The organism is Thalassotalea mangrovi, from assembly GCF_005116735.1.
GTDB lineage: Bacteria > Pseudomonadota > Gammaproteobacteria > Enterobacterales > Alteromonadaceae > Thalassotalea_A > Thalassotalea_A mangrovi.
In genome coordinates this window covers 49,356-61,631 of the sequence record NZ_SWDB01000031.1, presented here as the reverse complement: position 1 = coordinate 61,631, position 12,276 = coordinate 49,356, and the positions used below count along the sequence as shown (strand labels likewise).

At 47.9% G+C, this 12,276-nt stretch carries 9 protein-coding genes; 5 read left to right on the top strand and 4 right to left on the bottom strand.

The genetic code is table 11. From position 1 onward, the window contains the following. Positions 1-37 precede the first annotated feature (37 nt). The gene (locus E8M12_RS12965) at positions 38-2,419 is read right to left on the bottom strand and encodes a DNA internalization-related competence protein ComEC/Rec2 (RefSeq protein ID WP_136736641.1); all 2,382 of its coding nucleotides are present in this window, start codon (positions 2,417-2,419) and stop codon (positions 38-40) included. A gap of 66 nt (positions 2,420-2,485) precedes the next feature. Here E8M12_RS12965 and E8M12_RS12960 point away from each other — a divergent pair, with 66 nt between their 5' ends. After that, the gene (locus E8M12_RS12960) at positions 2,486-3,001 is read left to right on the top strand and encodes a DUF2062 domain-containing protein (RefSeq protein WP_136736639.1); all 516 of its coding nucleotides are present in this window, start codon (positions 2,486-2,488) and stop codon (positions 2,999-3,001) included. 117 nt (positions 3,002-3,118) lie between these two features. Here E8M12_RS12960 and lolE read toward each other — a convergent pair whose 3' ends face one another. Genes lolE through E8M12_RS12945 form a run of 3 tightly spaced genes read right to left on the bottom strand, consistent with a single transcriptional unit; the run spans position 3,119 to position 6,313 of the window. Then, the gene (gene lolE, locus E8M12_RS12955; RefSeq protein WP_136736638.1) at positions 3,119-4,369 is read right to left on the bottom strand and encodes a lipoprotein-releasing ABC transporter permease subunit LolE; all 1,251 of its coding nucleotides are present in this window, start codon (positions 4,367-4,369) and stop codon (positions 3,119-3,121) included. A 2-nt stretch (positions 4,370-4,371) separates the two neighbouring features. Continuing rightward, positions 4,372-5,085 (bottom strand): lipoprotein-releasing ABC transporter ATP-binding protein LolD, encoded by a 714-nt coding sequence (lolD, locus tag E8M12_RS12950; protein WP_136736636.1) that lies wholly within the window; start codon positions 5,083-5,085, stop codon positions 4,372-4,374. Then, positions 5,078-6,313 (bottom strand): lipoprotein-releasing ABC transporter permease subunit, encoded by a 1,236-nt coding sequence (locus E8M12_RS12945; RefSeq protein ID WP_136736634.1) that lies wholly within the window; start codon positions 6,311-6,313, stop codon positions 5,078-5,080. Before E8M12_RS12945 ends, lolD begins: the two co-directional genes overlap by 8 nt. A 264-nt stretch (positions 6,314-6,577) precedes the next feature. Here E8M12_RS12945 and mfd point away from each other — a divergent pair, with 264 nt between their 5' ends. Genes mfd through E8M12_RS12925 form a run of 4 tightly spaced genes read left to right on the top strand, consistent with a single transcriptional unit; the run spans position 6,578 to position 12,216 of the window. Continuing rightward, positions 6,578-10,060 (top strand): transcription-repair coupling factor, encoded by a 3,483-nt coding sequence (gene mfd / locus E8M12_RS12940; RefSeq protein WP_136736632.1) that lies wholly within the window; start codon positions 6,578-6,580, stop codon positions 10,058-10,060. Between the two features lie 38 nt (positions 10,061-10,098). Further along, positions 10,099-11,310: a CsiV family protein gene (locus tag E8M12_RS12935; protein WP_169303140.1), complete on the top strand. Its 1,212-nt coding sequence runs from the start codon at positions 10,099-10,101 to the stop codon at positions 11,308-11,310. Positions 11,311-11,367: 57 nt separating this feature from the next. Then, positions 11,368-11,922 carry a cob(I)yrinic acid a,c-diamide adenosyltransferase gene (locus tag E8M12_RS12930; RefSeq protein WP_136736629.1) on the top strand — a complete coding sequence of 185 codons (555 nt, stop codon included), beginning with the start codon at positions 11,368-11,370 and terminating at the stop codon, positions 11,920-11,922. 3 nt (positions 11,923-11,925) lie between these two features. Next, a complete protein-coding gene (locus E8M12_RS12925) occupies positions 11,926-12,216 on the top strand; it encodes a DUF1244 domain-containing protein (RefSeq protein WP_136736627.1) in 291 nt (96 codons plus the stop codon). Positions 12,217-12,276 lie beyond the last annotated feature (60 nt).

Below are 12,276 nucleotides of genomic sequence, written 5' to 3'. Positions count from 1 at the left end.
GAGCAAATGGCTATGGCAATTGGACATCGACATTCGTTCACGGTTTATCCTGAGCAAGTGTAGCAAACTGATTTAAAAACCATAACGGTGCCAGGTCCTGACGGTAATGACTGGCGATAACATTATTCACGCGATGCTGATCGATCGAAAACCTTACCATCCCCGATACCGAGGTATTATGCATCTTAACGTTGGCCTGTTGATATCGAGCCACCACATCATCTGCCGGTAACTGCCAGCGATTCATATATCCGGTTGAAAAAACCACATGCTCAGGTTGCAATGCGTCCACGAACGCAATTGAGGATGAGGTTCGCGAACCATGATGAGGTGCTACCAGAATATCGATTTTGTGCTGAATCAGCCTGGGTAGGAGTTTTGCCTCAACCGCAGCGGTAATATCCCCCGTTAGCAACACATTGGTGGCGCCGTCAGATATGAGCAATACACAGGAATCTTCATTTTCCTGCCAACGAGGTAAATCAGGCCATAGCACCTCAAAGCTTAAACCCTGCCATGACCATCGCCTGGGGAACTGACAAGATTGGCTAACATTTCCCGTTTTTCGTTGCTCAATTACTTTATAGATATCATCCGATGCAGGGATATTCGCCACTACTGTGGTTGGCGAAAAGTCTGCGAGAATATCCATCATGCCGCCGGCATGGTCGTTATCGCTGTGACTGATCACCAGATAATCCAGGGTCTGCAACCACTGACTTTTCATAAATGGAATGACCACAGAGCTGGCGATGCTTTGCCCCGAGAAAAATCGAGCTCCGGTATCATAAATTAAGGCGCGGCGCTGTTTCTCAACTACGATACTCAGGCCATGGCCAACATCAAGGATACTCATCGTCCATCGATGCCTGTTTGCGTGCTGATGCGCTGGTAATACGATGAAATACATTAGCATTGAAGCACCGGCCAATAGGGCGATATTGCGTTTCATTGTTTTTGACCTGAATAACACGGTCATCACCATCGCCATTAGAGTCAATGAACATAGCGCTGTTTGATAACTGCGGGACAGGACCATAATTTGCTGAGAATCGAGCCAACGTAATTGTTCCCAGATAAATGCCAGCTGCCAGTGGCTGAACATCGCCAGGTAGCTGGCGAGTAAAGGAAACAACGAAGATACCAGAACCATCAGCATTAATGTTGGCATCAGGAGCAAACTAAACCAGGGCAATATCCACAAATTTGCCAGCCAGGGAAGCCATGAGGACTGCCCAAATAGCACTAAATTTATCGGCAATAACATCACTGCAAGAGCCAGCTGCAACCTGACAAACCACCAGATTCTGGTAATTATGCCAGGTGGTTGCGAACTCCGGCTCCAGTACACCCAAATTAAAATACTCAGCAATGCCAAAAAGGACAGCCAGAATGACGGCGACACCAGGCTGAACGGCTGAACCACAATCACTAAAACCATTCCTGCCAGCACCCAAAGGCACAGGCTTAGCCTGCCATGACTGAGTCGAATTAGCCAAAATAACATTAACATCAGCAGTGCCCGTACGGTTGGTGTCGAGAACTGCGACAGATGAGCATATGCCAGAGCACTTAACAGGCTGCACATTACCGGCACATAAAACGCGGGTGCGGTTTGCAGCAGAGTTACTGGTAAAAGCAACACCAAGGCGCGCCCTAACCAGTAACCTAAGGCCGCGATGATGCCAAGGTGCAAACCTGAAATCGCCATCAAATGGGCGGTACCGGTGGATTGTAGCACCTGCCAGTGAGTTGCAGTAAACGCCTGCCGATCGCCGAGTGTCAAAGCAAAAATCAGCGGTTTCACCTCAGATTCAGGGATAAAAGCATCTATTTGATTACGAATACGCTGTGCCATTGTGACGGTGGCCGATATATCAGCTGTGGTATGAGGCGGGTCAAATAACACGTAGCCAGTCGCTACAATGTCGCTTACCAACAGCCAGCGTTGATATGAAAAGCTCCCAGGATTGGCAAACCCATGCGCCGGCTTTAACTTCACCCATGCCGCAATGCGATTTCCCTGGGACAATGCCGGACTGTTACGATACCAGCTCAAGCGCACCTTGAACGGCTGAACTAGCTTTTCATCATTTATTGCATCGACGATAACGGTGAAGCGTTTGTCGGTCGTTTGCTTATCGATTAAGGTGGCAATCGTTGCATCAATCCGCATCGGTTCGCTAAACAGGTTTTTTGTTGCCGGTGCATTTGCCGCCAATACGGTATAATGCAGATCGGCCTGACACCAGATATACGCTGCCGCAATTAACAAGCCACTAACAAAGCGAAGCTTTTTCACCAGTAAAAAAGCCAGTCCCAGGGTAAAAGTGATGATAATCGAAAAAACTTCTGGTACTGTCGGCAAAAATAGCGACAATATGGCTCCTAGGATGAACGAGAGTAACCACTTTTCCATTGTGTTAATTATCCTGTAATAATTCCTAAGTTAACTAAGCTAACCTGGTCCTTATTCAATAACCCTATGCCGAAAAAACTGATTAAACGCTGGTTGCCAGACCATCACACACTAAAAAGCCACAAGCACCTGCAGGTGTTTGGAGACCTTCTGCACGATGGTAATTTATGGCATCTCAATCGCCGTTCAGTAACTAAAGCTTTTGCGATCGGCTTGTTTATGGCATTTGTACCGGTTCCTTTTCAGATGTTACTGGCGGCCGGTACCGCTATCTGGTTGCACGCCAACCTGCCTTTATCCGTGGCTTTAGTCTGGTTAAGTAACCCGATTACAATCCCTCCTATTTTTTATGGCTGTTATAAACTCGGGACGTTATTACTGAATGTGCCGCCTAAAGAATTTACCTTCCAGTTAAGCTGGGCATGGATAACCGAAAGCCTGACCGCCGTCTGGGCACCATTTTTGTTAGGGTGTCTGGTTTGTGCTGTATTTTTTTCAACCCTTGGCTACCTGGGTATCAGCACATTGTGGAAACTTAATGTGTCGAGAAACTGGCGTAACCGCAAACAACGTAATTCCTAATTCCCAGTTCGGCTGGCAATACCGGAATCTCATCACCATAAGTTTGTGACTATTTCATTGTAGAAGAGAGAGCGCCGCCATTTGGGCGCTCAATAACAAATGATGGGCTTATCGGCGTTAAACGTGGCCAAGAACCTGCGCGGGTTCAACCTTAGTGGCTCGCCAGGCCGGATAAAGAGTAGCTAACAGGCTCAGCAGCAAAGCTGCACAAATGGTAGTGATCACATCAGAAGCTTGCAAATGCGTCGGTAAAAAATCAATAAAGTAGATGTCTCCGGAGAGGAAATTCACTCCGAACCACTGTTCAATTTGACGAATAATGGCAGTCAGATGCTGCGATAACCACACCCCGGCCAGGCCACCAAGCAAACAACCTAAGATTCCATTGACCAATCCCTGGACGATAAATGCGAGCATCAGGGTCTGCGGTGTCGCTCCCATGGTTTTGAGAATGGCAATATCGCCTTTTTTCTCATTCACCGCCATGATAAGGCTCGACACAATATTAAAGCTGGCCACCGCAATAAGCAGCAACATCACAACAAACATCACTGTTCGAACCAGTTGGATATCGTTAAACAAATGACCCTGGGTGCGAGTCCAGTCGTGCATATAAACATAAATTTCCAGGCTATGGCCAATTTCAGCAATGACTTTCGGAGCCTGGAATACGTCGCTGACGCTGATGCGGATGCCATGAACCTTATCGCCCAGATTGAGGAATTCGGCCCCGGTTGCAAGTGGCATAAAGGCCATTGAATCATCAATGGTACCGCCAAAGTCGAAGACACCAACGATGGTCATATTCTTTTTCATTGGCGCCGCAAAACGCGTCGATAGTCCCTGTTCTCCCTGCTCCCTGGGTAATAAAAGCTGTACCGTATCCCCCGGCTTCACCCCAAGCTTGCTGGCAATGCCGCGGCCAATCACTAATGTCTGGCCGTGATCGTCGAGCCATTGTCCTTTCGCAATAAACTGGGTGATGTCGGAAACCTTACGCTCCAATTCCGGATCAACGGCCCGGACCTCCAACGCTTTTAGTTTCTCTCCCTTTTGCAGCATACCATTGAGCTTAATCACAGGTGCAGCGGCAATGACATCCGGGTGGTCGTCAATGGTATTTATCTGTTCCTGCCAGTTATCGAGCGGATCCAGCACCGTAATAAACTCACCGTGCGGTACTACCGACAACAACCGTTTGGCTAACTCTCTTTCAAACCCATTCATCGCTGACAGCACAATGATTAACACCATCACGCCGAGGGCAATACCTAAGGTCGATGACGCGGAGATAAACGACGAAAAGCCCTGGCCGTGACGACTGCGAACATAACGGATGCCGAGAAATAAACTTAACGGTTTGAACATGACTATGCTGACTCCGGTGTTACATTTGTCGCCGCAGTTTCCATCTGTACCAATTTGCCATGGTCAAGTTTTAGTTGCCGGCCCATACGCGATGCCAGGGTCAGGTCGTGAGTGACGACCACAAAGGAAGTTCCTTCGGTTTGATTGAGCTTGCAGATTAACTGGAATATCTGCTCAGCAGTATCAAAGTCGAGATTCCCGGTAGGCTCATCCGCCAGTACCAGGGATGGTTTTGTCACCAGTGCCCGGGCAATTGCCACGCGCTGACGTTCGCCGCCAGATAATTGTGCAGGTCGATGTCCAAGACGATGAGAAAGCCCGACTTTATCGAGCATTTGCGAAGCTTGTTGCTTCGCATCCACAGGTGAATCACCACGAATCAATAACGGCATTGCGACATTTTCCAAGGCGCTGAATTCCATCATCAGATGGTGGAACTGGTAGATAAAGCCGATTTTTTCATTGCGAAAACGTGCGCGTTTTTTTGCTGACAGTTGATAAATATCGACGCCATCAATATACACCTGCCCAGAGGTAGGTGTGTCTAAAGCACCGGCCAGGTGTAAAAACGTGCTTTTTCCACAGCCCGAGCTACCGACAACGGCAACCAGCTCTTTGTCAGCAACCTCAAGATCCAGGCCGCGCAGCACTTTGGTGATCTGTGGTCCCTGCTGATATTCTTTTACCAGCCCCTGACATGCTAAAACCTTACTCATTCCTTAATACCTCTGCTGGTTGAGTTTTGGAGGCCCGATAGGCGGGATATAATGTTGCCAGAAAACTCATCAATAATGCGGACAATAGAATAATTACCACCTGCTGCCACCGAAGCTCGACTGGCAATTGTTGCATAATAAAACCTGAACCTAAGACATTGACTCCAAACACTGACAGCAGGCTATTTAGGTTTGATGTCACCAAAACGCCGGCAATGCAGCCAAGAATCGTGCCCCAGATACCATTTACCATGCCCTGGGTCATAAATATTTTCAAAACACCCTGCGGGGACATCCCCAGGGTCTGCAATATGCCAATTTCGCCTTGTTTGTCGATGACGACCATCACCAATGCGGAAACGATATTAAAGGCAGCAACGGCGATGATCAGCGACAGCATCAGCCACATCATGTTCTTTTCAACCTTTACCGCCGCAAACAGATTTCCCTGGGTTTTATCCCAGGTTGTAAACTGAAATTCTTCATTCATCGGCGCTACCTGTAAATCGCTTACCAGCTCTTTGGCACGAAACGCATCATCAAGATACAAACGAATATTACTGACACCATCCGAATCAAGTCGAAGTAACCTTGCTGCGTCCTGACCATGGATAAGCACCATTTGGTTATCGACCTGCGAACCCAGGTAAAAGATTCCGCTCAGGGTAAATGTCCGTTGCACCGGCACCCGGCCCATCGGCGTAAATATCGTTTTCGTTGGCAGCAACAAGCGAATTTTATCACCGGCACGCACATCCAGTTCCCGGGCTAACGAGGCGCCTATCACCATGTTGTATTCGCCAGCGACTAGATCTTCAAGACGACCGACCTGCATATTTTCGGCGATGATCGAACTATCTTTTTCATATTCCGGAAAAATACCCTGCATCAACACCCCCTTGAGTTGCGATGCTGACTGCACTAGCGATTCACTTTCAAGATAAGGGGTGGCTTTGAGGACCTGAGGATTGGCTTGTAGTTGTTCGGCGACCTGTCGCCAATTTTCAATCGGTTCAGGTGCGCTTAGAACAGCATGCGGGACCAGACCCAGAATTCGTTTTTTTAACTGTCCTTCGAACCCATTCATCACTGATACCACGGTAATTAATGCAGTCACACCCAAGAGAATTCCAGCAATTGAAAAGAAGGTAATGAAGGATACAAATCCAGAACGATTTTGGCTGCGCGAATAACGCAGGCCAATGAACAGACTAACCGGTTGAAACATTTAGTTTTATAAATTTAAGAGAATTGACCTGATGATAAAAGTTCGCCGCCCTAAGTACAAGGCGCAAACCGACAAAGGTCACAATTAATCTCATAACCTTTACCACAGTGCACTTGCATCCCTTTGAGATCTAATTACAATCTGTGCAGCTATAGAATTGCTGGCATCTATACCCAAACAGACAGCAAGTCCCAATTATTCCACACCGATGTTGCATGCTTTGCTATGCGACAGTGCCGTGTGATGACACAGACAGAAGGTATCATGACCCAAGACTGCAGTATTTTCAGCCCGGTTCTGGCACAGGAATCGACCAATAACAGCGCCGATAAAAAAGTCTGGCAGCAACTTCCGGGCAGCAGTGATTCATTAGCCCTGTATCAGGCGGCTCGAAGCGCTGAACAAATCTTGTTAGTGGTCTGTGAAGATACCGCATCGGCCCTTAAGCTCGAGCATGAACTGAATTCCATAAATGACGACCAGCTCGATATCTGTTTGTTTCCCGACTGGGAAACCTTACCTTATGACAGCTTTTCTCCACACCAGGACATTATATCCCAGCGCCTGGCGACGCTTTATCAATTGCCGAGAATGGCAAAAGGAATTGTCATTGTTCCCGCTCATACCCTAAGCCACCGCCTGGCACCGCGCCAATACCTGGAGGCGAACAGCCTGCTGATCACCCAGAACCAGAAGAAAGACCAGCATCAACTGCGCCAGGAACTCGAGTCATGCGGCTATCGGGCAGTAGCCCAGGTTATGGAACATGGCGAGTTTTCCGCTCGTGGCGCCATCCTTGATTTATACCCCATGGGTAGTCAGTTACCGTATCGACTCGATTTTTTTGATGACGAAATTGATTCCATTCGATTGTTTGACCCTGATACTCAGCGCAGTGGCGACCAGCTTGATAAAATCGAACTGCTGCCGGCCCACGAATTTGGCAATGACCAGCAAGCGATTAACCTGTTTCGTCAACAATATCGCGACAAACTGAATGCCAGTAACGAAAAAGATTCGGTCTACCACCAGGTCAGTAAGGGCATAATGCCAGCGGGTATTGAATATTATCTGCCACTGTTTTTTGAGAACACCCAGACCCTGTTTGATTATCTACCGGGCAAATTGCAAATCGTCATCCATGGTGATGTAGAAAAGCACCTGCAACAGTTCTGGCTTGATATCCAGTACCGCTATGAAGACCGGCGATACGATCCTCTGCGCCCATTGTTGGCGCCAAACGAGCTGTTTATTCCGGTAGAAGAGCTATTCGGCAAATTCAAAGCGTATCCGAGGATTCTTTGTAAAGGCCCGGTTGAGCCCGGCGGCGCTGCCGATTGTCGCTTCAATCTCGCCCCCCTGGAAGACGTTGCGGTTAACCACCAGCTAAAACATCCATTGCAGAAATTAACCGATTTGCTTGCTGAACAGGAAAAACGCAACGCTAACGTGATATTCATTGCCGAAAGCCCGGGGCGTCAGGAGACGCTGATGGAGCTTCTTGCGCGCGAACGGATAAAACCGCAGAAACGCAGTAGCCTCAAGCATGCTTTCACCGATCCGGTAGCAATAAGCATTACCGTCAATGGCCTGGCCAATGGCTTTAACATTGACGATCCGCAACAGTCCTGGGTAATTATTTGTGAAGACGATTTATTTGCCGACCGGGTGCGTCAGTCGCGGCGTCGCAGTAAGGCTCAGGAAACCAACAGCGAAGCGATTTTCAAAAACCTTACCGAATTAACGCCTGGCCAGCCGGTGGTTCATATTGAACATGGTATCGGTCGTTACCAGGGGCTACAAACGCTAGAAAACGCCGGTATCGCCACCGAATTTCTGGTGCTCAGCTATGCCAATGATGCCAAACTTTATGTTCCGGTCGCTTCTTTACACCTGATATCCCGTTATAGTGGTAGTGATAGCGAAAGCACGCCATTACATCGCCTGGGTACTGACGCCTGGAATAAAGCCAAGAAAAAAGCCGCGGAAAAAGTACGCGATGTAGCCGCCGAATTGTTAGATATTTATGCAAAACGCGAAAGCTCCAGTGGCTATGCGTTTAAACGTGATAAACAGGACTACCTGAATTTCAGCGAAAGTTTTGGTTTTGAAGAAACCGAAGACCAGTTGCAGGCCATTCATAATGTTATCGGTGACATGCTCGATGATAAACCGATGGATCGCCTGGTATGCGGTGATGTTGGCTTTGGTAAGACAGAAGTGGCAATGCGTGCTGCGTTCGTCGCAGCCAATGACAATAAACAAGTGGTAGTGTTAGTACCTACTACCCTGCTCGCCCAGCAACATTATGAAAACTTCCGCGACCGCTTTGCCAACTGGCCAATTAATATTGAAGTCCTGTCACGATTTAAAACCCCGAAACAACAAAAGCAAATCATTGAGCAAATCGGCAATGGTAAGGTCGATATTCTGATTGGTACCCATAAATTACTGTCCGATGATATCCGCTTTCACGATTTGGGCCTTTTGATCGTCGATGAAGAACATCGCTTTGGAGTGAAGCAAAAAGAGAAAATCAAAAAGCTTCGAGCCAATGTTGATATTCTCACCCTGACCGCAACACCAATCCCAAGAACCCTAAACATGGCGATGGGCGGCATGCGCGATCTATCAATCATTGCCACCGCTCCGGCCAAACGGCTGGCGGTCAAAACCTTCGTGCGCCAACGCGATGATGCGCTGATCCGTGAGTCGATTTTACGGGAAGTTCTCCGCGGTGGTCAGGTATATTTCCTGCACAATAATGTACAGACCATTGAAAAAACCGCTCAGGAGATTCAGGAGCTGGTACCGGAAGCGAAAATCGTAACCGCCCATGGACAAATGCGGGAACGTGAGTTGGAACGGATCATGAGTGATTTCTATCACCAGCGTTTTAATGTTTTGGTCTGTACTACGATTATTGAAACCGGCATTGATGTGCCGACAGCAAATACCATCATTATGGATCGTGCCGATCATCTCGGCCTTGCACAATTGCATCAACTGCGCGGGCGGGTCGGACGTTCGCACCATCAGGCCTATGCGTACCTGTTAACACCGCATCCGAAGCGAATGACCAAGGATGCTCACAAACGACTGGAAGCCATTGCCTCTCTGGAAGATTTGGGAGCCGGTTTCGCATTGGCAACTCACGATTTAGAAATTCGCGGTGCCGGTGAACTGCTCGGCGAAGATCAAAGTGGCCAGATGGCCAGCGTCGGCTTTAGCCTATACATGGAAATGTTAGATCAGGCCATTAACGCCCTGAAAAATGGCAAACAGGCCAGCCTTGAAGATCTTACCGCCCAGCAGACCGAGGTCGATTTGAAACTCCCCTCCCTGCTTCCGGACGATTATATTTTCGATGTCAGCACCCGGCTGTCATTTTATAAACGTATCGCCAGCTGTAAAAGCGAGGCGGAGCTTGATGATATTCAGGTTGAGCTGATTGACCGCTTTGGCTTATTACCGCAAAGTGCGAAAAACATTTTTCATATTGCCAAACTTCGCTTAAAAGCAGAAACTATAGGCATTACCCGAATCGATGCGGGCCCCAAAGGTGGTTCACTGGAATTTGCCGAACACACGCAAATCGATCCAATGGTTATTATTGGCCTGATTCAAAAACAACCGACGGTGTTTAAAATGGATGGTGCCAGTAAATTAAAATTTGTGAAAGACACAGCAGATAATAAAGCCAGACTACAGCTGGTACAGCAAATGCTTGCTGATTTTTCCGCATAATTGGATGATATATGACGCTAATAACCAAACCAAAAACAATGACCCGCTTAGTAAAAAAACTGCTTACCTCAACCCTGCTGAGCCTGACCGCTGCGTCCGGCATGGTCGCTTCGGTTCAAGCTGCCGAGAGTGATGACAGCGAGCAGCCTCGTTGGTTCGAGATTGAGGTAATTCTAGTCCAGCAACTGCAGAGCCAGTATGCCTCTAACGAGCAATTTGACACGGATATCGTAAAACCGTATCACGGTCAGCGAATCGACCTGATCGAGCCGTATTTGTATGAGTTAAAAAATTATCAGCACGCCTTGCCAGAATGCACCTCGAAGGAGCCTAATCAAGCCCGCGCCAGTGACAAAGCTTATCTGCTAGAGGCCAGCAATGGCGCAACCTTAAAAGATGCAGAAATAAAATCCCTGAACGTTGAACTAGGTTGCAAGCCTAGACAGGCGCCAGAATTATTTGATCAACTTACCGAAGGTGACTTATCCGGGCTGGCTTACATACCTACCACTATTGAAGGTCGGCCGCAGGGCGATTCAGAGCAGGCATACTTACTGCAACAGGATGCCCTGCAACTGGGCCATATCTATCGCAGTCTTGCTCGCTCTAAGCATTTTCGCCCGCTAATGCACATAGGCTGGCGCCAACCGGTGTTAGGAAAAGATCAGGCTCTGCCCGTCAAGCTGATGGCCGGCGACAATATCAATTATCAATACGCCGCCCAGGCACAGGCGATAAATGCATTAATGCTGGAGCAAAAAGTTCAGCAGGTGAACACCTCGCTGGCTAATGAGGAGCAAATTCAGGCAAACCTGCAGCGTATTATTACCTTATTGCAATCTGCCGATGACAATATTGATGTTGAACCAATTCTGGCAACGTTAAAGCAGCAACAACAGTCCATCGAAAAGCAACAAAAAGCCCAGAAGCTGGCACAAATCGTTGAGCGACCGGCGCAGGACTGGTTCATCGAGGGCTTTTTTAAAGTGCATCTCGATCACTACCTGTTTATTAACGGCGACTTTAATGTCTACCGACCTCTGACCGAAGACATTATCAAGGCCGCTCAAAAAAATAATACCGCGGCAATCGATAACATCGTGACATCGATTCCGTTTAAACAAAATCGCCGGGTGATTTCTGGAGAATTGCATTATTTTGACCACCCTTTTATGGGAATGGTCGTGCAAATCCGTCGCTTTGAAAAAGAAGATTCTGAACAAGTCGATTATGACTTAACCGGTGAATAATTGGCATAACAGCCCGCAAAGAGGCTGATGCCGCAAATATTGGGGAGTTAGAAAATAATGAGTCATTCGTTGTACTCACGGCAAGGTGATAAGGGCAGCACCTGTTTACCAGCGGATCCACACACACAAGTTAGCAAAGATGACCTTGTCATCGAGTTCTATGGTACCGCTGAAGAGCTAAACGCTAACCTTGGGTTACTGAAGTCGAAACTGACCCTGGATTCACCGGCACTTGGTGAAGTTGCCGAAATTCAGCGTCAGCTGTATGCCTTAAGCCTCAGTGATAGCAATGCCTGTCCGGTTGAGCATACGCAAATTCAACAGTTAGAAAACTGGATTGATGCTAAACTGGCGTTATTGCCAAATCAAAACAGTGCCATTTTACCTGGTGGTGACACCAATGCCGCGCTTGCCTATATCTGTCGCAGCATCTGTCGACGTGCCGAACGTATTGCCGTGCGCCTCAATAAACAAGGCCTGGCGTCGCCGCTGATCATCGCCTATTTAAATCGCTTGTCTGATTATTTTCTGGTATTGGCAAGACGCATCAATCAACGCCAGGGAGTTTCAGATACGCCCTTGAAACCAACAACGACTTCAACACAGGACTAAACCATGGATAAATCCACTGAGATCCAAGCCGCCGTTTTTCGCCGTTTACTTGCCCATTTGGATAATCGCAAGGATGTACAGAACATTGATTTAATGAATCTGGCCGGATTTTGCCGCAACTGTTTTTCTAAATGGATGGTGGCAGAAGCCGAACAACTGGGCGTAGATATGGAACTTGATGAAGCTCGCGAGACCGTGTACGGCATGCCCTACGACGAGTGGAAAGAAAAATATCAGTTACCGGCCACAGAAGAACAAAAAGCTAAGTTCGCCGCGTCTCCGAAACAAAAATAACCGCGATGAAACCTTATCCCCGGCCTGACTGTCGTTAATCAACGCCGGGGCACTGCTCGA